This is a genomic window from Micromonospora hortensis (assembly GCF_022230935.1).
Taxonomy (GTDB): domain Bacteria; phylum Actinomycetota; class Actinomycetes; order Mycobacteriales; family Micromonosporaceae; genus Micromonospora; species Micromonospora hortensis.
In genome coordinates, this window is sequence record NZ_JAKKFE010000070.1 from 36,963 (window position 1) to 57,822 (window position 20,860).

Annotated in this window: 18 protein-coding genes and 3 tRNA genes; 12 read left to right on the plus strand and 9 right to left on the minus strand. The window is 70.4% G+C overall.

From position 1 onward, the window contains the following. Nucleotides 1–4 precede the first annotated feature (4 nt). Complete coding sequence (locus NIE111_RS29435) at nucleotides 5–646, plus strand: response regulator transcription factor (RefSeq protein ID WP_238687692.1); 642 nt, start codon at nucleotides 5–7, stop codon at nucleotides 644–646. A gap of 440 nt (nucleotides 647–1,086) precedes the next feature. Here the strand turns inward: NIE111_RS29435 and NIE111_RS29440 are convergent. Further along, a tRNA-Arg gene (locus NIE111_RS29440) sits at nucleotides 1,087–1,159 on the minus strand. A 35-nt stretch (nucleotides 1,160–1,194) separates the two neighbouring features. After that, nucleotides 1,195–1,285: transfer RNA gene (locus NIE111_RS29445), tRNA-Ser, on the minus strand. Nucleotides 1,286–1,524: 239 nt separating this feature from the next. Between NIE111_RS29445 and NIE111_RS29450 the strand changes: the two genes are divergently transcribed. Beyond that, nucleotides 1,525–2,820, plus strand: a complete 1,296-nt coding sequence (locus NIE111_RS29450) for a hypothetical protein (protein WP_238687515.1) — start codon at nucleotides 1,525–1,527, stop codon at nucleotides 2,818–2,820. A 4-nt stretch (nucleotides 2,821–2,824) separates the two neighbouring features. Here the strand turns inward: NIE111_RS29450 and NIE111_RS29455 are convergent, their stop codons facing one another. Beyond that, a complete protein-coding gene (locus tag NIE111_RS29455; RefSeq protein ID WP_238687516.1) occupies nucleotides 2,825–3,595 on the minus strand; it encodes a CPBP family intramembrane glutamic endopeptidase in 771 nt (256 codons plus the stop codon). 144 nt (nucleotides 3,596–3,739) lie between these two features. Between NIE111_RS29455 and NIE111_RS29460 the strand changes: the two genes are divergently transcribed. Continuing rightward, nucleotides 3,740–4,855, plus strand: a complete 1,116-nt coding sequence (locus NIE111_RS29460; protein WP_238687517.1) for a globin domain-containing protein — start codon at nucleotides 3,740–3,742, stop codon at nucleotides 4,853–4,855. A gap of 68 nt (nucleotides 4,856–4,923) precedes the next feature. Here the strand turns inward: NIE111_RS29460 and NIE111_RS29465 are convergent, their stop codons facing one another. Continuing rightward, on the minus strand, nucleotides 4,924–6,453 hold the full coding sequence (locus NIE111_RS29465) for a peptide deformylase (RefSeq protein WP_238687518.1): 1,530 nt from the start codon (nucleotides 6,451–6,453) through the stop codon (nucleotides 4,924–4,926). 325 nt (nucleotides 6,454–6,778) lie between these two features. Here NIE111_RS29465 and NIE111_RS29470 point away from each other — a divergent pair, with 325 nt between their 5' ends. Continuing rightward, complete coding sequence (locus NIE111_RS29470; protein WP_238687519.1) at nucleotides 6,779–7,555, plus strand: hypothetical protein; 777 nt, start codon at nucleotides 6,779–6,781, stop codon at nucleotides 7,553–7,555. Nucleotides 7,556–7,591: 36 nt separating this feature from the next. On the opposite strand, the gene NIE111_RS29475 is transcribed toward NIE111_RS29470, so the two are convergent. After that, on the minus strand, nucleotides 7,592–9,427 hold the full coding sequence (locus NIE111_RS29475) for a DUF6311 domain-containing protein (RefSeq protein ID WP_372488429.1): 1,836 nt from the start codon (nucleotides 9,425–9,427) through the stop codon (nucleotides 7,592–7,594). Between the two features lie 212 nt (nucleotides 9,428–9,639). Here NIE111_RS29475 and NIE111_RS29480 point away from each other — a divergent pair, with 212 nt between their 5' ends. Next, entirely contained in the window at nucleotides 9,640–10,350 is a 711-nt protein-coding gene (locus NIE111_RS29480; RefSeq protein ID WP_238687520.1) for a class I SAM-dependent methyltransferase, read from the plus strand. A gap of 142 nt (nucleotides 10,351–10,492) precedes the next feature. Here NIE111_RS29480 and NIE111_RS29485 read toward each other — a convergent pair whose 3' ends face one another. Continuing rightward, nucleotides 10,493–11,035, minus strand: coding sequence for a YbhB/YbcL family Raf kinase inhibitor-like protein (locus tag NIE111_RS29485; RefSeq protein WP_238687521.1), 543 nt, complete (start codon nucleotides 11,033–11,035; stop codon nucleotides 10,493–10,495). 143 nt (nucleotides 11,036–11,178) lie between these two features. Between NIE111_RS29485 and NIE111_RS29490 the strand changes: the two genes are divergently transcribed. After that, complete coding sequence (locus NIE111_RS29490; RefSeq protein WP_238687522.1) at nucleotides 11,179–11,346, plus strand: hypothetical protein; 168 nt, start codon at nucleotides 11,179–11,181, stop codon at nucleotides 11,344–11,346. A gap of 51 nt (nucleotides 11,347–11,397) precedes the next feature. Beyond that, complete coding sequence (locus tag NIE111_RS29495) at nucleotides 11,398–12,603, plus strand: low temperature requirement protein A (RefSeq protein WP_238687523.1); 1,206 nt, start codon at nucleotides 11,398–11,400, stop codon at nucleotides 12,601–12,603. Nucleotides 12,604–12,637: 34 nt separating this feature from the next. Here the strand turns inward: NIE111_RS29495 and NIE111_RS29500 are convergent. Continuing rightward, nucleotides 12,638–12,727 (minus strand) — tRNA-Ser (locus NIE111_RS29500). A gap of 161 nt (nucleotides 12,728–12,888) precedes the next feature. Here NIE111_RS29500 and NIE111_RS29505 point away from each other — a divergent pair. Further along, nucleotides 12,889–13,887, plus strand: coding sequence for an NAD(P)H-quinone oxidoreductase (locus NIE111_RS29505; protein ID WP_238687524.1), 999 nt, complete (start codon nucleotides 12,889–12,891; stop codon nucleotides 13,885–13,887). On the opposite strand, the gene soxR is transcribed toward NIE111_RS29505, so the two are convergent. Next, nucleotides 13,880–14,353, minus strand: coding sequence for a redox-sensitive transcriptional activator SoxR (soxR, locus tag NIE111_RS29510; RefSeq protein ID WP_238687525.1), 474 nt, complete (start codon nucleotides 14,351–14,353; stop codon nucleotides 13,880–13,882). The genes NIE111_RS29505 and soxR overlap by 8 nt on opposite strands. A 47-nt stretch (nucleotides 14,354–14,400) precedes the next feature. On the opposite strand from soxR, the gene NIE111_RS29515 reads away from it, so the two are divergent. Then, nucleotides 14,401–15,096, plus strand: a complete 696-nt coding sequence (locus NIE111_RS29515) for a thiamine pyrophosphate-binding protein (RefSeq protein ID WP_238687526.1) — start codon at nucleotides 14,401–14,403, stop codon at nucleotides 15,094–15,096. 5 nt (nucleotides 15,097–15,101) lie between these two features. Then, nucleotides 15,102–15,995: a transketolase family protein gene (locus tag NIE111_RS29520; RefSeq protein ID WP_238687527.1), complete on the plus strand. Its 894-nt coding sequence runs from the start codon at nucleotides 15,102–15,104 to the stop codon at nucleotides 15,993–15,995. Here the strand turns inward: NIE111_RS29520 and NIE111_RS29525 are convergent. Continuing rightward, nucleotides 15,981–16,688 carry a glycosyltransferase family 2 protein gene (locus tag NIE111_RS29525; RefSeq protein ID WP_091397575.1) on the minus strand — a complete coding sequence of 236 codons (708 nt, stop codon included), beginning with the start codon at nucleotides 16,686–16,688 and terminating at the stop codon, nucleotides 15,981–15,983. The genes NIE111_RS29520 and NIE111_RS29525 overlap by 15 nt on opposite strands. A 123-nt stretch (nucleotides 16,689–16,811) precedes the next feature. On the opposite strand from NIE111_RS29525, the gene NIE111_RS29530 reads away from it, so the two are divergent. Continuing rightward, a complete protein-coding gene (locus NIE111_RS29530) occupies nucleotides 16,812–19,028 on the plus strand; it encodes a glycosyltransferase family 39 protein (RefSeq protein WP_238687528.1) in 2,217 nt (738 codons plus the stop codon). A gap of 210 nt (nucleotides 19,029–19,238) precedes the next feature. Beyond that, on the plus strand, nucleotides 19,239–20,840 hold the full coding sequence (locus NIE111_RS29535; RefSeq protein ID WP_238687529.1) for a ricin-type beta-trefoil lectin domain protein: 1,602 nt from the start codon (nucleotides 19,239–19,241) through the stop codon (nucleotides 20,838–20,840). Nucleotides 20,841–20,860 lie beyond the last annotated feature (20 nt).

A 20,860-nucleotide genomic window follows, 5' to 3' on the forward strand; every position in this document is an offset into this window, starting at 1 on the left:
GGCACTGCGCATCGTGGTCGCCGAGGACGCGGCCCTGCTCCGCGAAGGGTTGGTGCGAATCCTCGAACGCGCCGGCCACGACATCGTCGCGGCCGTCGCGGACGCGCAGGCCCTGCTCACGTACACGGCCAACTGCCGCCCCGACCTCGTCGTCACCGACATTCGCATGCCACCCACCCACACCGACGAGGGCCTGCGCGCGGCGGCCACCATCCGAGCCGCCCATCCCGGCATCGCGATCCTGCTGCTGTCCGCCTATGTCGCCGACGCCTACGTCGGCGAGCTGCTCGACTCCGCCCCCGGCGGCGGCATCGGCTATCTGCTCAAGGACCGGGTCGGCCACGTACGCGACTTCCTCGACAGCGTCGACCGTGTCGCCGCGGGCGGCACCGTCATCGACGCCGAGGTCGTCCGCCAGCTCGTCGTCCGCCGGCACACCGACGGTCCGCTCGCCAGCCTCACCGAACGCGAACGGGAGGTGCTGGCGCTCATGGCCGAAGGCCACACCAACAACGCGATTGCCGGCAAGCTGTTCGTCAGCGAGGCCGCGGTGCGCAAGCACATCGGCAACATCTTCGCCAAGCTCCCGCTCGACCCGCACTCAGACCGCCGGGTGTCGGCCGTTCTCACCTACCTTCGCGGCTGACCGACATGAGCCCATGGGCTCACGCACTTGTGACGCTCTGACGCCCGGCCACCGCACGATCTTCAGTCAAGTTCCGTAACCGTTGATGATCAGCGGTGGCCGTCTATCGAAGCGAGGGCGATGTGGGCAAGGCGGGGTTTCGTTCGGATACCGGTGTTGTATCCGGACGAAACCGCAACGCCGCCGGTCGTCGTTCGGGCCCGCCGCAGGCCGGCCAGTTCTTGTGAAACAGGCCCTTAAGCGAGCAGGCCTGTTATGCGTGGCGGTTGAGACGCGTGGATGGCGACGAGGACGCACCTCGCGCCAGAGATGGCACCCGCAACTCAGAGTAACGGTGGGGTAGCCACAAGCGGCAGGTGTGAACCCGTGGGCTCACGCAAAACGCCCCCCTGGTCGACGATTGTCGACAACCAGAGGGGCGTTGACCTGCTCAAACTCTGTGCGCCCGAAGGGACTCGAACCCCTAACCTTCTGATCCGTAGTCAGATGCTCTATCCATTGAGCTACGGGCGCTTGTGCTCAGCCAGTCTACACAACCGGCTTTCGCGCGGAGACTCCGGGATTCGAACCCGGGAGGGGCTTTAAGACCCCAACCGCATTAGCAGTGCGGCGCCATAGACCAGACTAGGCGAAGTCTCCCTGGTGATCCTCAGACCACCGCGCCCGAGGATACAGGTCGCCACCCACCGGGAGCAAAACGACTTCCGGGGTACGCCCACCGCGACCCGCCCGCCCCCGTGTTTCCACGCTGTGCGTCGGCGTGATCGCGACTACGCTCCATCGATATGCAGGAGCAGCCGCCCAGCGAGCCGACCCGTCGAGAGCCTGCTGAACGAGCGCGTCGGCGCTCCCCACGGGCTACCTTCCGGCCGCCGATCGTGGCCGAGGAGCCCACCGAGACGGTGGAGCCTGAGGCGTCGGCACCGCCGCCGGCTACCCCGGCGACCCAGCGTCCTCGACGGGCCAAGGCCGCCCCGGCGGTGCTCTTCCAACCACCGGAGCCGGATCGCCCGCTGCCTCGACAGCCTCGGCGCGCACCGGCCGAACTGGCCACCGACACCAGCGCGGAGCAGCCGGAGCACGCGGAGCAGCCGACCGGCGACCATCCGAGCCCGGCAACCGGCCTCGCATCGACACCGCCGAAGGCTCGGACCGCCCCTGTTCGCAGGGCTGCCCCTCGGCAGGCAGCCGACACGCCCGCCGAGGTGACCCCGGCCACGCCGGCACCCCGCAAGCGCGCCGCAAAACCCACCAAGGCCGCGACCGCCACCGAGGCCGCGAGCACCACCGAGGCCGCGAGCACCACAGACGCGAGCACCACCGGCGAAGCGAGCACGATCACGCCAACGGCCCCGGCCAGAGCCGCGAAGACCACCAAACGCGCGGCCACCCCCCGCAAGAGCACCAGGCCGACAAAGAGCACCCCGGCGACAAGCCCCGCCCCCGAACCCGTGGTCAGGCCGCAGACGACGCCCACCGAGCAGCAGCTGGCCCCGGCAGACCCCGCCGTGCGGCAGGCTGAGCCGGCTCTGGGGCGTACCCCGGAATCGGAGCTGCGCGCGGTCGCCGCGCGCGTGCTCGACCACCCTGGCTTCGCACCGGAGCTGCTGGCTCTGGCCGCGGTGCGGACGTTCGGACCCGGCGCGGCCGGGTGGGCCGCTGGGTTGCGCGACCGGTATCCGGACGCGTCGGCGGACGGCCTGGCTCGGTTGGCGACCCGGCGGTTCGTCCGCTCGGCGGGGGCGGGTGGGGCGACCGCCGCGCTGGCCGGGTTCTTCGCGCCGCTGGCCGAGTTGGCGGCGGTGCTGTGGACGCACTCGGAGTTGGTGCTGCACCTGGCCGCGGCGTACGGCAAGGATCCGACGCATCCCGACCGGGCCGTCGACCTGCTGGTGCTGACCCAGGTGCACCCGGATCGGGCGAGCGCGGCGGCGGCTCTGGCCGCCGCCGAGTCGCCGGGTGACCCGGTCGAGGGGGCGTGGCCGCGCACTGCGGAGGCGGCCTGGCGGTTGGCCGCGCCGCTCGCGGCGCAGGCCGGCGGTTGGGTGGTGTTGCGGCTGGTGGCCCGGTTGCTGCCGGGAGCGGCGGTGCTCGCGGCGGCGTTGGGTGATGCGGCGGCGGCCGACCGGCTCGCGACCCGAGCGTTGGCCGTCTACCGACCCGACCGGCGTTGACCGGTCAGAGCCAGTCGAACCACTCCCGGGGCAGCAGCGCGTAGCCGACGAAGGCGAACACGTCGAGCAGGGTGTGCGCGATGATCAGCGGCATCACCCGCCGGGTGCGCAGGTAGAAGAGGCTGAACACGACGCCCATGATCGCGTTGCCGACGAACGCGCCGAAGCCCTGGTACAGGTGGTACGAGCCGCGCAGCAGCGCGCTGGCCGCGATGATCGCGGCCAGCCGCCACTGGAGCTGGCGCAGCCGGGTGACCAGGTAACCGACCACGATCACCTCCTCCAGCACGGCGTTCTGCACGGCGGCGAGGATCAGCACCGGAACCGTCCACCAGACGTCCGGCAGCGCGGCCGGCACCAGCGTGGCGTTGAGGCCCAGGTGGGCCGCCACCCAGAACAGCGCCAGCCCGGGTAGACCGATCAGCGCCGCCAGGCCGGCGCCGCGCGCCACGTCCTGACCGGGATTCCGGGCGTCCAGGCCGAGGGTCCGCGCCGGGTCGCCGGGGTCACGGCTGAGCAGGTGTACGGCGAGCAGCACCGGCAGCAGCGCGAACACGATGCCGAGCAGTTGGTACGTGAGGTCCAGCCAGGGGCGGGCCGACGCCGAGGTGTTCAGTGAGGCGGTCTGCTTGGAGAGCGGACCGTCGGCTGTCAACTTCGCGATGATCGAGACCACCGCGTAGATCGCGGACTGGCCGAGGGAGAGGCCGAGGACCAGCAGCGTCTCGGTGCCCAGCAGTCGGCGGGACACCGGGCGGGTCAGCTCAACGGTCACCGCACCACTCTGCCCGACGTGCGGCACCCGTGACATGGCCGACCGGCCACCATGAGCCGATCGCACATTCTGTGCGACCAGTCGACACGCTCCGTGGAGATTCTATGAGCGCCCGATCCGTTGCCGTCTGGAGAAGGAGCGTCCGTGGACAACCTCGCGCGGTTGCTGAAGGAGAGTTGGACCCTGGTCGAGGACGACCGGGTCCGGTTGAGCGGTCACTTCTACGCTCGGCTGTTCCTGCTCGACCCCGCCCTGCGGCAACTCTTCCCGGTGCAGATGACCGGCCAGGGCGACCGTCTACTCGAAGCGATCATCACGGCGATCCACACTGTCGACGATCCGGAGAGCTTCGACGAGTTCCTCCGGGCGCTGGGCCGCGACCACCGCAAGTACCACGTCGACGAGCGGCACTACGCCACGATGGGTGTCGCACTGCTGGACGCGCTGCGCAGCACCGCCGGCGACGGCTGGAACCTGGAGTACGACCAGGCGTGGCGGGAGGCGTACGCGGCGATCGCCGCCCTGATGGTGGCTGGCGCCGCCTCCGACGACGACCCGCCGTTCTGGCACGCCGAGGTGCTGACCCACGAGCGGCACGGCCCGGACACCGCCGTGTTGACCTGCCGGGCGTTGCAGCATCCGCTGCGCTGGCAGGCGGGGCAGTACGTGAGCCTGGAGGCGCCGCGCTACCACCCCCGGGTGTGGCGTAACTACTCGGTGGCGAACGCGCCGAACGACGACAACGTGCTGGAGTTCCACGTGCGGTCTCCGGGGGCCGGCTGGGTGTCCGGCGCCCTGGTGCGGCGGGTGCGGCCGGGTGACCTGCTCCGCCTGGCGGCGCCGATGGGGTCGATGACCCTGGACCGCGCCTCGGAACGGGACATCCTCTGCGTGGCCGGCGGCGTCGGGCTGGCGCCGATCAAGGCGCTGGTGGAGGAGTTGGTCACTTTCAACCGGACCCGGTGGGTGCACGTCTTCTACGGCGCACGACAGGCGGGCGACCTGTACGGCCTGGACGGGTTGCAGGAGTTGGTGGCCGTACACCCGTGGTTGTCGGTCACCGCGGCGTGCAGTGAGGATCCGGACTTCGACGGCGAGCAGGGCGAGATCCCTGAGGTCGTGGCCCGGTACGGCCCGTGGACCACGCACGACTGCTTCGTCTCCGGTGCCGCCCGGATGGTCCGGTCCACCCTGCGGGTGCTCGCCGCGGACAATGTGCCGCCGCCGCACATCCGCTACGACACCTTCGGTGACCTCTAGACGTTCCTCCCCCCACACCGGGGCGCGTGCCCCTGCCCCCTGGGGCACGCGCCCCGGTCCCTTCGTGCTCAGTAGCGCCAGGGGTGCCCGGTCTCGCGGTACTCCTCCACCGGCACCAACGGCACGCCGGGTGCCATCCGGTCGACGTAGAGCCGGCCCTCCAGGTGGTCGATCTCGTGTGCGACCAGCCGGGCCATGCCGAATTCGAACGACGTGATGATCCGGCTGCCATCCCACTGCGCGTGTTCCACGTCCAGTCGCAGCGGCCGGGGCACCAGACCCCGGTGGTCGAAGAAGGAGAGGCAGCCCTCGTACTGCTCGTCGGTCTCCGGGTCGGCGTCGACCACCCGTGGGTTGAGCAGCACTACCGGCTCCGCCGACCGGTCGGGGGGCCGCACCACTGCCGCCGCGCGGCCGATGCCGAACTGCGGTGCGGCGACGCCCACTCCCTTGCTGAACGGGTGCAGCTCGTCGAGCCGGGCCAGGGCCATGGTGAGCCGGTCGACCACGTCGCGGGCGACGTGTTCCTCAGCGGGCAGGTCGAACGGGCGGGCCCGCTGGCGGAGCAGGTCGTCCCCGCGTTGCACGATGCCGAGGCCGCGCATCCGGTCGCTGGGTCGGACCCGGGCGCCGCCGGGGCCGACGTCCGGTTCGGTGTCCGGACGGGCTCGGAACCGCCACTGCATCCGGTAGCGGGCGTTCAACGGGGGGTCGTCGGTCTGCCAGTCGTAGATCACCCGGTCGCCCTCGTCGTGACGCTGCGGCGCCGTCCGCAGCGGGCCCTCCTCCGCGCTGAGCGAGGTCTCCACGCCCCAGACCTGCGGGTCGAGGGCCGCCGGCAGATCCAGCCGTACGGCGAGCTGCCGGGTGGGCAGTCGGACGGCTCGCTGGAACCAGGGGCCCCACTTCTCGTGCCCGACGCTGTACGCGTACTCGATGACGGCCCGGTCGCCCGGGTAGAGGGGGAAGCGTCGCTCCCCGTTCTCGAAGAGCAGCCAGATCTCCTTGAACGCGTCCCGATCGTGCTTGGCTCGCCAGTGCATCGGTTCCGGGTCTCCGCCGCCGTCGTCTCGGCGGGCCTGTATCTGCAGCTCGGCGAAGCTGAGGGGGTGCTCCCGGTGGTGCCGGTTGGAGCGGCCGGGGTCGTTCGGGTAGCGGTCGACGGCCACCCGGACCAGGTAGCGGGTGACCGGCTCGGTGCCGGCGTTGTACAGCTCACGGTGGATGACGCACCGGTAGCCCTCGTCGACGTGCGTGAGGGTGGCCAGCTCCCGTTCCACGACCAGGCCGGTGCCGGGTGGCAGCCACTGGCCGGGCAGGTACGGCTCGCGGTGCGGCTGACCCGCCCTGGCGTGCCGCAGGTCGTCGTACTCCCGGAAGCGCTGCCAGATCGCGCCGCTTGCCTCCAGGACGGCCTCCGCGCGGCGGGCGAAGTCCTCGGTCGGGCGGTGCCGGCGCCCCTCGACGTGGCTGACGTAGGACGGGTCGAACCCCATCAGGACGGCCAGTTGCTTCTTGGACAGCCCGCGCCCCGTCCGTTGTCGGGCGAGTTCGGCCGCGAAGGAGTCGGCAGCCCGTTCGAGGGGTGAGGTCGTCATCAGCTTCCTCGCGGCCGGGGCTATAAGTTTCACGTTCTGTACGCGGACACACACGCAAGTGGCATGTTTTCGACACACCGCTTGACAATTCACCGATGGCCATCGATCGTGCAGCGGCGTTTTCCAGCACTGACTCCGGGTAGTAGGCGAAGCACTACTCCGTCAAATGCGGGGTGACCTGGGCGTCCGGGATGTGACCAAGGTGAGGCTTCCCTTACGGCCAGGGGCTTGGTTAGGCTAGCCTTAGCTCAGGACGGCACTGGTTCGTCCGCCGGGGCGCACTCCTCGGTCTCACAGACAGGGGACGACTCAGGTGACAGCGGTGATGCCACGGCGGGAGGCCGCCACCACGCCGCTCGCCCCCGTCACCGCGGCGCTCCGGGCCATGTTCGGCACCGACGACCTCCCCGGCCTCGCCCGGGGCCTGCTGGTCGACGACGAGCTCGGCTGGGCGCCCGCCACCACCCTGATCGACGGCAGCCGACTGCCGGAGCTGCTGAACGGCGCCGCCGTCCGCTGGGGCGGCACCCCGCACGCCTGCGCGGCGCTGGCCTGGAAGTCCTACAGCTACTGGGCAGCGCTGCCGGTAGTGCTCGGCTGGGCCTCGGCCCGACGGGTGCCACTGCTCGGTCCGGCCGACCTGCTGATCCACTTCGAGGACCACCGCCAGCTACTCACCATGGGCATGCGCCGGGGCACCACGGTGGCGGTGCTGCCGAACGATCCGCTGGCGCTGGCCGGCCTGCCGGAGGTGCGGGTCGTCGCCGACGAGGCGGAGCTGCTGGTCGCGCTGCGCGCGTCCCTGCTCGACGCCCACCTGGCGCCGCTCATCACGGCGATCCAGTCCGAGGTCCGGGTGGGCACCCGGACGCTGCTCGGCTCGGTCGCCTCCGGCATCGCGCACGGCATCCTGCGGGCCGCGGACGCCCTGCCCGGCTCCACCGTGCAGAGCATCGACACACTGCTCGGCGCACTCGACCTGGCCGACCTGATCGAGCTGGTGCCAGGGCCGACCGGTGAGCCGACAGTGCAGCGCCGCACCTGCTGCCTCGCGTTCACCCTGCCCCGCCCGAAGGTCTGCCAGGGCTGCTGCGTCCGCTAGGGCCTGTTTCACCTAGGTCAGGCTGGGCCGCACCGCTCAGTCGGTCAACGACCGGACATCCCACACCCACACCCCGCCATTGAAGACCGGTTGGATCCCGGTCAGCTCGGTCATGCCCCGGCGCAGCGCGGCCTCGTGCTCGTGTGGCCCGAGGATGACCACCCCGGCCCGCCAGTAGCGCAGGTCGTCGACCGCTCGGACCCGACTCTGCGGGGTGATCGGCGGCACCGCCCCGGTGCGCCGGATGGTGGCGAAGAAGCTGCTGGTGGGACGGGGAGTCGCACCGAACAACGCGACCTTCGGCGGATCGGCGTTCGGGCGGGTGTCCGGGCCGAGGAAGTAGCCACGGGCCAGCGGCATGTCCAGCCGGGTCGCCGCCGACCAGCGCAACGGCTCGGCGTAGGTGGTATCCGGCAACGGCAGGGTCACCACACTGCGCCCACCGGCCACATACGGCCGCCAAGCCCCACTGGTCACGAAGCTGGGGACCGGGTCGAGGCGGGCCACGGGCAGCGGGGTGGGGACGATCGGCAACAGGGCCATCGTGAGCACTGTGGCGGTGACGAAGCGGACCTGCCCCCGAGCGGCCGGGTGCGCGTCGGCCAACTCGCGGGCACGTTCGGCGCCGTAGGCGAGCAGCAGCCCGATGATCGGGGTGATCGCCAACGCCCAGCGTGTCGGCACCACCGAGTGCAGGATGGGCAGGTTCTCCAGAGCGGCCCAGGGGCCCGGCACACCCGTACCCCGATTGTCGAAGCGGACCTCCCGGCCCAGCGAGAGCACCGCGAAGAGCAACCCGAGCGCGGCCAGCGCGAGCACCACGATCGAGCGGCGCAGCCACCAGACCACTGCGATCACCAGCACCACCAGCGCCCAGCCGAAGAAGCTGTTCTCCTCGGTCGGGTTCTTGGCCAGGCCCGCGGCGGTGCGCGCGCTGCCGGCCAGCGACTCCCGGGAGTACGCGACGAACGAGGCCACGTCGCTGGAGTAGCCGCGGATCAGGCGGGACAGCCCGGAGTACGCGTCCGGTCCGAAGAACTGGACGTACAGGGGGTACGCGAGCAGGAGCAGGGCGACCCCGGCGGCGACGGCCAGCCCGGCGAGGAAGGATCGGGCCCGCGACCGTAGATCCGCGCGGCCCACGGCGAGCACGCCTACGACCACGCCGAGACCGATCGCGGTCATCAGCAGGATCTCCAGGTTGAGGAAGGCCTGCCAGACGATGACCAACGCGAGGAGCACCCCGTTGCGCAGCCAGCGGCCCGGTTCACCGAGTCGTAGCGTGCGCCAAATGATCAACGGGACGACGAACTGCGACACGATGTTCGGATGCCCATTGGCGTGCGACACCATGGCCGGCGCGAACGCGCAGAAGCCGGCGCCCAGCCACGCCGGCCCCCGGCTGCCGATCAGGACCCGGGAGAGCAGGAAATACCAGGCCGTGGCCGTGGCAATCATGCCGGCGGTGAGAAAGATCAGAAATGACGCTCGCGGCCCAAAGAGCAGGGTGATCGGCGTCATTGGCAATGAAATGGATAATACGGACGTATTGGCCATCAGATTGACGCCGTCGGGGACGTTCATCTGATTGGAATGGAACGGATACGCAAAGTGCGTGACTACTCGCGCACCGTGGGCCATCATCCATTCGAACTGCGACTGGTCGGACTGGTTGTCCCGCACGTCGCTGCCCGGGTCCAGCCAGAGTCGACAGGTGATCCAGAAGCCCAGCACCACGAAGCTCAGCACGGCGGCCAGATCGGCCCACATCCCCCTGCGGGAAGGCCGAACGGCACCGGAGGCCCCCTCCGCCGACGGCGCGGCGGCCGGGCCGCCGCTGTCGCTGGGCACGTCCGGTTCAGGAGTAGTCATGACAATTCATAGGGTAGTCAGCGCATGACGCCGCCGTGACATGTTTCGGGGTACTGCCGTACTATGTGCCGGGTTCGCCGACCGCCGATCACGAACCCACCCCCCGACCACAATTCGGCCACCCCGATGCCCCGATTCTTTCGCCGTCCCAGCGGATGATTCACACTGTCGGTCCAGGCACGGGTCGAGTTCATATCGTGAGGAATCGACGCATGGCAGAAATCACTGGGGATCAGCGCGTGCAGTCCGAGGTGCTGGAAGGCCTGGCAACCGCTGTCAACCACCGTCGCTGGTTCATCGAACTGGCCGTGCCGTACCTCGGCGACGACCCGATCGAGATCGGCAGCGGTCTCGGTGACTACGCGCTGGAATGGTCCGAGCGGCTGCCGCGGTTCACCGCCACCGAGGCCGACCCGGACCGGCTGGTGCAGCTCAAGGAGCGCCTCGCCGACCGTCCGAACGTCGACGTCCGGCAGATGCTGCTGCCGCACAACGACCGGGGCGACTACAGCGCCGCCGTCTCGTACAACGTTCTGGAGCACATCGAGGACCACGTGGGCGCGCTACAGAGCATGCGCGACCTGGTCCGACCCGGCGGCGCCGTGATCATCATCGTGCCCGCGTTCCAGTTCGCGATGGGCCCGGCCGACATCGCCACCGGGCACGTCCGCCGCTACACGAAGAAGACGCTCGGGGCGGCGATGACCGACGCCGGTCTGACCATCGAGAAGATGCACTACGCCAACGCGCTCGGGCTGATCGGCTACTTCATGGCCACCAAGGTCTTCCGGCTGATGCCGAAGGAAGGCCCGATGGTCAAGGTGTACGACACCCTCATCCTGCCCGCCACCAAGGCCGCCGAGCAACTGGTCCTCCCGCCGTTCGGCCAGTCCGTCTTCGCCGTAGCCCGCGTCCCAGCCTGACCCCGGCCCTGGCCCCGGCCCTGGCCCGGCCCGGCCCGGCCCGGCCCGGCCCCGGCGATCTTGCACTTTCTGTCGTCCTTATGCCCTTTATGTCAAGGATGTCGGGACAGAAAGTGCAAGATCGCGGGAGCTGGGGGCGGGGTTAGTCCTTGATCTGGTACGTGGGGCGGATCACCGCTCTCGCCAGGGTGTGGAACGTCAGGTTGAAGCCGACGTAGGCGGGGCTGGCGTCCGGGGTCAGGTCCAGGCGGTCGACGTCCAGGGCGTGTACCGCGAAGACATACCGGTGCGGGCGGTCGCCGGCCGGCGGAGCCGCGCCACCGTAGCCCTGCTCGCCGTAGTCGTTGCGAACCGAGAACGCCCCGCCGAGGTCGGTGCCCGCCGCGCCACCAGCCCCGGTGGGCAACTGGGTGACGTTGACCGGCACGTTCACCAGCACCCAGTGCCAGAAACCGCTGCCGGTCGGCGCGTCCGGGTCGTAGCAGGTCACCGTGAAGCTCTTCGTCTCGGCGGGAAAATCCGACCAGGTCAGCTGCGGCGAGACGTTGTCACCCCCGGTGCTGCCATGCGCGTGCCGGGCGTCCATCGGCTCGCCGTTCCGCACGTCGTCGCTCGTCAGCGTGAACGAGGGCAGTGTCGGCAGCAGCTCGTACGGGTCCGGGGCGATCGGTCGTTCCAGGGTCATGGTGACGCGTCCTTCCGATGTGCGGAGATACCAGCCCCTTCTTACCCCGCCACGGCCCTGCCGACGACCGGAAGCACGCGCTGACCCCGTGTGGATTCGCAGAGCTACGTTTGAGGTCGGGCAGCGTTCCGCAGGGGGACATCGTGGCCGGCATCTGGCGGGACTTCGTGGGGGCTGTTGTCACCGCGTTCCGCCGCCGGGACGAGCGAGCCGACGAGCGAGCCATCGCCGACGAACGCCGACGCGCTGTCGAGCGACTGGCCGAGGAGACGATCCGCCGGGAGCGGCGGACCACCGACCCGCCGGAGTGACCGGGACGCGGCGCGCCGGACTGCCACCTCGCAACCGGTGAAGATGACCTGATGGGGCGGATCTTCCGGTCGCGGCCGGTGGCGACCGCGGAGACACACCGGACCACCCTGTTCGAGATCTTCTTCGATCTGGTGTTCGTCTTCGGACTCATCCGGGTCACCACGTTCATGAGCGAGCGGCCGTCGCCGGTGGCGCTCACGCAGGGATTCCTCGTACTCCTCTTGCTGTGGATCTCCTGGGTGGTCTACTCCTGGCTGGGCAACCACGTCCGCATCGACGTCGGGCTGATCCGTGCCGGTGTGACGGTCTCGATGGCGGCCGTCTTCCTCGTCGCACTGGTCATCCCCGACGCCTGGGCGACCGGGCCGGGCACGACGAGACAACGCCTGATCCTGGTGCTGGCCTACGTCACGCTCCGAGTTATCGCTCTCGCGCTCTTTCATTGGGTCGCTGCGGGCAACCGACAGCTGAGCAGGACCATTCGTCTGTATGCCCTCTCGACCGCGCTGTCCTGGATCCCCTTCGTCCTCGGTGCCCTGGTCGGCGGCACCGCACAGCTCCTGCTCTGGGCGGTGGCCCTCACCATCGACATGGGCGGCGGGGTGGTGTCCTCGGTGCTGAGCGGGTGGCCGGTGCGAAGTCCCAGTCACTTCGCGGAGCGACACAGCCTCGTGGTGATCATTGCGCTCGGCGAGTCCCTGATCTCGGTCGCCGCCGGCGTCGGGGTACAGCGGATCCGCGGACCGATCCTGTTGGCCGCAGTTCTTACGCTGGCCGTCACCGTGTGCCTGTACTGGCTGTACTCCTCCACTGCGATGGCCGCCGGCCAGGCGTTGATGATGGAGTCCGGGCTGCGGCGGGCCCACGTGGGTGCCAACGCCTACACCCTTGCCCACTTTCCGCTGCTCGCCGGGACCATCTACGTGGCATTGGGAGTCGAGCAGGTGCTGGCTGGCCTCGCACGCGAGGAGTCCCACGGCATCTCGGATTGGATGCCTGCCGTCGCGTTGTTCGGGGGAACCGCCCTGTTCCTCGCGGGCCGGGCGACGTTCCTGAGTCTCAGCGTCCGGTGCCTACGACCGGGGCAGTTCGTCGCTCCCGTCGTGGCGCTGCCGTTGCTCCCCGCCGGGCGTTACCTGCCCGGCCTGGCCGCTCTCGGCCTGCTCACCGCGTTCCTCGCCGTGCTGCTCAGCTACGAGGCGCGGACCAGGAGATCGACTCGGGTTCGTCATGTCGAGGTGTCCCAGGAGTCCTGACACCTCGACTTCCGGGAAGTCGAGTGGGTCAAGGTGGCGGAGGGTGTGGGATTCGAACCCACGAAGACATCGCTGCCTTACCGGTTTTCAAGACCAGCGCCATCGGCCACTAGGCGAACCCTCCTGGGCCGCCACCCGTGGGCGTACGGCCACGCATAGTCTGCCACGGCTCGCTCCGGTCGGCCCGGCGTCCCTCCCCGGTGCGCCGGCCAGGCGGTCTGAGGTGTCCATTGTGGGCTGGACGGTGCGCCTGCGACACCCGGGAAGATCAGGAAGACTGAGCCCATGCGAGCCATCACGATTCCGCAGCCCGGTGGACCCGACGCGCTGGTCTGGGCCGAGGTACCCGACCCGGAGCCGGGCCCGGACGAGGTGATCGTGGATGTGCGGGCCAGCGGGGTCAACCGCGCTGACCTGCTGCAACGGCAGGGGCACTATCCGCCGCCGCCGGGCGCGCCCGCGTACCCCGGGTTGGAATGTTCTGGGGTGATCACGGAGGTTGGCGCGGAGGTCGCCGGGTGGGCGGTCGGGCAGCAGGTCTGCGCGCTGCTGGCCGGCGGCGGGTACGCGGAGCGGGTGGCGGTCCCCGCCGGGCAGTTGCTGCCGGTGCCGGCGTGTGACCCGGTCGACGCGGCGGCGCTGCCCGAGGTGGCCTGCACGGTCTGGTCGAACCTGGTCCAGGTGGCCCGGCTCGGTGCTGGCGACACGCTGCTGGTGCACGGCGGCGGCAGCGGGATCGGCACCTTCGCCATTCAACTCGGGGCGGCCCTCGGCGTGACAGTGCTCACCACCGCGCGGGAGGCCAAGCACGACCGGCTGCGTGAGCTGGGCGCGGCACACATCATCGACTACCGGGAGCAGGACTTCGTCGAGGAGGTCCGCCGGGTCACCGACGGGCGCGGAGTGGACGTCATCCTCGACATCATGGGTGGGTCCTACCTCGGGCGGAACGTCTCCGCGTTGGCCAGCGGGGGTCGGCTCGTGGTGATCGGGATGCAGGGCGGGCGCAAGGCCGAGTTGGATCTCGGCACGCTGCTGGCCAAGCGGGCGAGCGTCACCGCGACGTCGCTACGGTCCCGTCCGCTCGCCGAGAAGGCGGAGATCGTCCAGGGCGTACGGGACGAGGTGTGGCCGTTGGTCGAGGCAGGCCGGATCCGGCCGATCGTGGACCGGCGGCTGCCGATGACCGAGGCGGCGCAGGCGCACCGGCTCGTCGAGTCGAACGACCACTTCGGCAAGGTGCTGCTCACCCGCCCGCCGGGCGGCGGGTCGGCCGTCAGTTGAGCGAGCCTGCCAGCGTCGGGTCGTCAGTCGGTCGGGGCAGCACCAGCCGGGCGCCCGGGCCCTCGCCGGCCAGCGTGTCCTCCGGGTTGTTGAGCGTGCAGCGCTGCAAGGAGAGGCAGCCACAGCCGATGCAGCCGTCGAGGTCGTCGCGGAGCTTGCTGAGCAGCCGGATCCGCTCGTCCAGCCGGCTGCGCCAGCTCGCCGACAGTCGCGCCCAGTCCTGTGGGCTGGGGGTGCGCGCCTCGGGGAGCGAGTCGAGTGCCTCCCGGATCTCGTCGAGCGAGACGCCGACCTGCTGGGAGATCCGGATGAAGGCGACCCGCCGCAGCTCGGCGCGGGCGTAGCGGCGCTGGTTGCCGCCGGTGCGGTCGGCGCGGATCAGCCCGAGCCGCTCGTAGTAGCGCAGCGCCGACGGTGCCACCCCGGAGCGGGCGGACAGCTCACCGATCGTCAATAGATCCGGCATCACCAGGTCCTTGAGTTGAAGTCCACTTCAACTCACACAGTAGTGGCATGACCACGACACTGACCACCGACAGCAGCGCCCGACTGCCCGGGCTGATCCGGCGACTGACCGGCGACGAGAAACATGCGCCGAGTGCGCACTCCACCGTCGACGTGCTCCAGGTGCTCTACGACCGGGTGCTGTGGGTCACCCCCGACACCGCAGACGACCCGGAGCGGGATCGGTTCCTGCTCTCCAAGGGCCACGGACCGGCCGCCTACTACGCGGTACTCGCCGCGCACGGCTTCATCCCGGACGCCTGGCTCGACGACCTGGCCGGGCCGGAGAGCCGGCTCGGCCACCACCCGGACCGACTCCTGGTGCCCGGGGTCGAGATCGGTTCCGGTTCCCTCGGGCACGGGCTCGGGCTGGCCGTCGGCACCGCGCTTGGCCTGCGCGCTCAGGGGCTGCGCAAACCCCGGGTGTACGTGCTGCTCGGCGACGCCGAACTGGACGAGGGATCCAACCACGAGGCGATCGCGTACGCGGGAGCGACCGGCCTGGACAGCCTCACCGCGGTCGTTGTCGACAACTCGTCGGCCAGCCACGGGTGGGCCGGTGGCATCGCCAGCCGGTTCACCGTCAACGGGTGGACCGCCGACACCGTCGACGGCCGCAACCACGAAACCCTGTACGCGGCGCTGACCGGGCACCGACCACGACACCCGCACCTGGTGGTCGCCCGCATCGAGAGCAAGGGATGACCGACATGCGTACCGCCTTCATCGACACCACCACAGCGCTCCTCGACGAGGATCCGCGTACCGCACTGGTGCTGGCCGACATCTCGGCGAGCCAGTTCGCCTCAGCCGGCAACCGCCACCCGGACCGGGTGCTCAACGTCGGGATCCGGGAGCAACTGATGATCGGTGTGGCCGGCGGGCTCGCCCTGACCGGGCTGCGTCCGATCGCGCACTCGTACGCGACGTTCCTGGTGGACCGGGCGTACGAGCAGATCAAGTTGGATCTGGACCACCAGGGTGTGGGCGCCGTCCTGGTCAGCATCGGCGCGTCGTACGACGGGTCGGCTGAGGGCCGCACCCACCAGTCGCCCGGGGACGTGGCGCTCTTCGACTCGCTCGGTGACGGCTGGACGGTTCGGGTGCCCGGCCACCCGGACGAGGTGGCGCCGCTGCTGCGCAACGCCGCGACCAGCGACGATCCGATCTACCTGCGGCTCTCCGAGCAGCGCAACGCCGAGGCGTACCCGGACGCCACAGAGCTACTGGTGCTCCGGCGGGGCGTGACGGACGCGCCGCTCGTGGTGGCGGTCGGGCCGATGCTCGACCCCACACTGGCGGCGACCGAGGGAATGGACGTGACAGTGGCGTACACCCACACGCCCCGGCCGCTCGACACGCGCGGGCTGCGGGCGCTCACCAACACCGATGTGGTGCTGGTCGAGCCGTACCTGGCGGGAACGTCGAGCGCGCTCGTCAGCCGGGCCCTGGCGGACGTACCGCACCGGCTGCTCGCCCTCGGGGTGGGTCAGACCGACCTACGACGGTACGGCGATCCGGCGGACCACGCCCGGTGGCATGGTCTGGACGCCGACGGCCTGCGGAGGTCGATCAGCGCGTTCCTGGGGTCAGTTGGCGGCTGAGACGGCGGGGCGGCGGCGAGCGCGCTCGCGCCCGAGGATCCAGATCGCCTCGACGCCGTCCTTCCAGGTGATCTTCTTGCCCTCTTCCCGACCGCGCGCCCGGTAGCTAATCGGCACCTCGTACGGCCGGATCCGGCGACGCAGCAGCTTGCCGGTCACCTCGGCCTCCATGCCGAAGCCGCGCGAGCGCACCCCGAGCGACCGGTAGAGCGCCACCGGCATCAGCTTGAAGCAGGTCTCCAGGTCGCCGATGTACGAGTTGAACAGCACGTTCGCCGCCATCGTGACGCCCTTGTTGCCCATCACATACCAGAAGCTGTAGGCGCTGTGGCTGCCGAAGGTGCGATTGCCGTAGACCACCGTGGCGCGACCGTCGAGCACCGGGTCGAGAAGCTTGGGGATGTCCTGCGGGTCGTACTCCAGGTCGGCGTCGAGGATGACCATGTAGTCACCCTCGGCGCTGTCGACCGCCGTCTTGATGGCGGCGCCCTTGCCGGCGTTGCGCTGGTGGGTGATGACCCGCAGGCGTGCGTCGTCGGCGCGACCGAGGACCTCGCCGGTGCCATCGCGGCTGCCATCGTCGACGACTACCAATTCGATCTCACAGGGATAGTCCACCGCCAATGCCTGCTTGAGGGCATCCGCGATGCGTTCTTCCTCGTTGTAGACCGGCATGAGGATCGAGAGCTTCACGGGGATCTCCACGGTGGCGGCAACACGTCGGCCATAGCCTAGCCTGGTTGGTTTGTTTACCACGTACCGCTACCGCTGGGCAGCCGGCGCGGCGGCCTCAGATCAATGGTGTTTACTTCCGCCATGTCGGCTGCCGGCTCCCTGCTCGCGGTGGTTCCCGCCGCCGCGGTGCTCCTGCTCATCGTCGCGGCGATGCCACGTGAGGCTGGCGCGGTGGCACCGCTGCGGCTCGCCGTGGTGCGCGCCGTCCTGCTCAGCGGGGCGTACGCGGTGCTCGTCGTCGAGGTGCTCGGCGCGTCTCACGCGCTGACCCGAGGCGCGTTCACAGTCGCCTGGCTGCTCTTCCTGGTCGCGGCCGCGGCAGCGGCCGGTCTGAGCTGGCGACGGGCGACCCGCCTCGGGCAGCCGCCCGCTGCCACACCGGTGCCGGTCAGCGCTGCGCCGGCAGTCAGCACCGCACAGCGGCCGGTGCCGGTCGGCGCTGTGGTGTCCGGTGGCGGACCCGACGTGTCCGCCCCCGCCGAGAGCGATGAGCCCGCCCCCGCGCCGACCCGGGCTGGTCGGGGGGTCGCTGACCTTCGTGCGGTGGCGGTCGACGCGTGGCGTACGGCCCGGCCGGGTGAGCGGCTCCTCGCCGGCACTGTCGGCGGGCTGATCCTGGTGGAGCTGCTGGTCGCGCTGCTGGCCGAACCGAACAACTTCGACTCGCAGACGTACCACCTGCCGAAGGTGGAGCACTGGGTGGCCCAGGGCGACCTGGACTTTTGGCCCACCGCCATCCACCGGCAGGTGACCATCCCGCCCGGAGCCGAGTACCTGCTGCTGCACCTACGCCTGCTCACCGGCGGGGACCACCTGCACAACCTGGTGCAGTGGGCGGCCGGAGTGGTCTGCCTCCTGGTGGCCGCACGGATCACCGCACAGCTCGGTGGCGGCCGGCGGGCCCAGTTGCTCACCGCGTTCGTGCTGGCGACCACGCCGATGGTGGTGCTCCAGGCGACCAGCACGCAGACCGACCTGATCTGCGCGGCGTGGGTGGCCTGCGCGGCGACACTGGTGCTGGACGGGCTCAGTCGACGGACCGGCTGGGGCACGCTGCTCGGGCTGGGGGCGGCCACCGGACTGACCGCGGTGACCAAGACCAGCGGCCTGATCGCTGTCGGCCCGCTGCTGGTGCTCTGGGGACTGGCCCAGTTGAGGCTGGCCCGGACCGATCAATCGGCACCGGCGGACCCGGCGACACCGGGTGGGGGTCGGCGGTCCTGGCCGGTCGGCCGGCTGGCCCGCACTGTCGGCGGTTCGGTGCTGATCCTGGTGGTCGCTGCCGTGGTGGTCGGCCCGTTCCTGGCCCGGGTGACAGCCGAGTTCGGGCACCCGCTGGGGCCACCCCGGCTGCGCGAGTCCATCCCCATGGAGCGGCACGACCCGGCGTCGATAGTGGTCAACGCACTGCGGATCGGGCACACCGCGTTCGACACGCCGCTGGCACCGCTGCGTCGGGCCGGGGCGGAGGTGATCATCAGCGGCGCCGAGGCGATCGGCGTCGACCCGCAGGACCGCGCGATCACCTTCGGGCGTGAGCTGTTCCCGGAGCCGGCCTGGTATCCGGACGAGGATCGGGTGGCGTTTCCGCTGGCCGGGGCGCTGGCGGTGATCGGGGCGGTGATCGCGCTCGCCCGCCCACGGCGGATCGCGCCCGAGCGGGCCGGGTCGCTGCGGGCGTACGCCGTGGTGGTGCTGACCGCCGTGCTGCTGCACACCGCGATGATCAAGTGGCAGCCGTGGGGAAACCGGCTGCTGCTCTACGCCGTGGTGCTCGCCGTGCCCCTCGCCGGCCTGTGGCTGGACGCTCTCCTGCGCAACCGCGCGGGTGGGCGTCGCTCGATTGCCACAGTCGCGGCCGTCACCGTGCTGGCCACCTCGGCGCTGGCCGGGGTGCTCGCGCTGTCGTACGGCTTCCCGCGCCGGCTGGTCGGCGCCGGCTCGGTCTTCACCACCTCGGACTGGGACACCCGGTTCCTGCGCCGCCCCCAGTGGGCCGACGAGTTCCGCTGGGCGGCGACCGCGGTCCAGGACAGCGGTGCGCGACGGATCGGGCTGGTGCAGCAGAACGACAACTGGGAGTACCCGTGGTGGCTGCTGTTGCGGCAGCCCGACGGCCGCTCACCGGACCTGGTGGCGTTGCAGTCGGTCCTGCCGGAACGACCGCCGGCCGACCCCTCATCGGTCGACGCGATCGTCTGCACCGGCAACGAGGCGGCCTGCGCCAAACTCGTCCCGGCCGGCTGGCGGCTGGAGTTCCGCGGCTACGTCGGCTACGCCCTGCCGCCGGGCCGCTGAACCAGAGGTCCACCGCACCGCCGCCAGGCCGGTGAATCTAGAAGCCGGCCGCACCGCCGCGGCGCTGGGCGCGCGGGCCCGGATAGTCCGATCCGGGCGGTTCGGCATCCCGCGCGCAAGGATCTGAAGGGCATTCACATCTACCGATCCGCACGTTACCGTCTGGTAACTCAATCGACGTCCCGCGATTGAGCCGAAAGGAGTGCGTCGATGCCTGCAATCCCCGCCAGGCCCGGACGCGCGACCCGACGACGGGCCATCACCGTCGCCGTCGCCGTCGCCGCTCTCGTCCTACCGATGCTCGCCGGACCGGCCACCCCCGCCGCCGCCGCCGATCGACCAACCGTCCAACCACTCCCCGCCAACCTCGAAGCCATCCGGGCCGCCGAGGCGACCGCCCTCTACGGCAGCCCGGCGATCCGCCCGATCGAGCAACGCCGGACCGCGTTGATCACCATGGGCGACAGCGAGATCTCCGGTGAGGGGGTCGGCAACTACGTCCCGGGCACCCACCAGGACGGCAACTGGTGCGACCGCTCGTACGACCAGGCGGTCTTCCGCACCGGCATCACGTCGGACGCGCAGTACAACATCGCCTGCTCCGGTGCCACCCCCTGGAACCTGATCGCCGGCGGCCCGACCCAGCACAACGAGCTGAACCAGGGCGACCACCTGGGTATCAAGGCGCGCAACACGCACGTGAAGCTGATCTGGGTGGTGGTCGGCGCGAACGGTGACGGCACCATCCAGTTCGGTCCGGTCGCCACCGACTGCGCCGTCCGCCGGGTCTTCTTCCAGGGCGCCTGCTACCCCACCTACACCGACCAGTGGACGATCCGCACCGACGGCAGCCGGCAGGCCGTGGAGTCGGCGCTGACCGACATCCGGCGGACCATGACCAACGCCGGCTACCTACTGTCGGACTACGAACTGGTGCTGATGTCGTACCCGAGCCCCGGCAGCCCGGACGTTGAGGACAACCCGAACTTCCCCGGCTGGTACTCCGGCGGTTGTCTGCTCTATCTGGCCGACGCGGCGTTCGCCCGGAACAAGGCGGTACCGATGTTCGAGTCGGCGCTGCGCTCGGCCGCCGCGAACACCGGCACCCGCTACCTGGACGCCAGCCGGCTCTTCCACGGGCACGAGGTGTGCACCGACAACACCTCGGTCCGTGGCCTCTTCATCGAGGTCGGCATCTGGAACGAGAACGCCGCCCGGCAGTCGTTCCACCCCAACGCCCGCGGACACGGCATGTTCGCCCAGTGCATCACCCAGTTCTGGAACTCGGGGCAGACGCGGGCCAGTTGCGTCGACCCGGCCAGCACCGGCGGTGGCGTGCTCTACGCGGGTCTGCTGGAGTTCAAGCAACTGCGCAACCTGGCCACCGGCAGCTGTGTCGACGGCAAGGGGTACGACTCCCGCAACGGCACCGCGCAGCAGCCGTACTCCTGCCACGGCGGGCGCAACCAGGGCTTCTGGTACGACTCGGCCCGACGGTCGCTGCACTCGGAGCTGTCCCACGACCGGTGCCTGGACGTCGCCAACAGCTCGATGACCGCCGGCACCGCTGTCAACATCTACGACTGCAACGGCACCGGCGCGCAGCAGTTCGTCTTCGTGGGCAACCAGATCAGGCCGGCGAGCGCCAACAACCTCTGCGTGGCGTTCGACAACCCGCTGCTGGGCAGCTCTCGGCTGCGGTTGGCGAACTGCTCCACCAGCACCCGGCAGCAGTGGTCGTTCGAGGCCCGTACCGCCGCCAACCCGGTCGGCTACGGTCACGACGACTTCATCGGCTCCCGCGTCTACTGAGCAGGGAAGGGGCCCTGGCG

Coding starts and splice junctions, on each gene's coding strand:
- NIE111_RS29495 (WP_238687523.1), top strand. CDS start 11,398: ATGGGGCGGATCTTCCGGTCGCGGCCGGTGGCGACCGCGGAGACACAC.
- NIE111_RS29475 (WP_372488429.1), bottom strand. CDS start 9,427: ATGACTACTCCTGAACCGGACGTGCCCAGCGACAGCGGCGGCCCGGCC.
- NIE111_RS29480 (WP_238687520.1), top strand. CDS start 9,640: ATGGCAGAAATCACTGGGGATCAGCGCGTGCAGTCCGAGGTGCTGGAA.
- NIE111_RS29470 (WP_238687519.1), top strand. CDS start 6,779: ATGCCACGGCGGGAGGCCGCCACCACGCCGCTCGCCCCCGTCACCGCG.
- NIE111_RS29535 (WP_238687529.1), top strand. CDS start 19,239: ATGCCTGCAATCCCCGCCAGGCCCGGACGCGCGACCCGACGACGGGCC.
- NIE111_RS29515 (WP_238687526.1), top strand. CDS start 14,401: ATGACCACGACACTGACCACCGACAGCAGCGCCCGACTGCCCGGGCTG.
- NIE111_RS29465 (WP_238687518.1), bottom strand. CDS start 6,453: ATGACGACCTCACCCCTCGAACGGGCTGCCGACTCCTTCGCGGCCGAA.
- soxR (WP_238687525.1), bottom strand. CDS start 14,353: ATGCCGGATCTATTGACGATCGGTGAGCTGTCCGCCCGCTCCGGGGTG.
- NIE111_RS29520 (WP_238687527.1), top strand. CDS start 15,102: ATGCGTACCGCCTTCATCGACACCACCACAGCGCTCCTCGACGAGGAT.
- NIE111_RS29485 (WP_238687521.1), bottom strand. CDS start 11,035: ATGACCCTGGAACGACCGATCGCCCCGGACCCGTACGAGCTGCTGCCG.
- NIE111_RS29530 (WP_238687528.1), top strand. CDS start 16,812: ATGTCGGCTGCCGGCTCCCTGCTCGCGGTGGTTCCCGCCGCCGCGGTG.
- NIE111_RS29505 (WP_238687524.1), top strand. CDS start 12,889: ATGCGAGCCATCACGATTCCGCAGCCCGGTGGACCCGACGCGCTGGTC.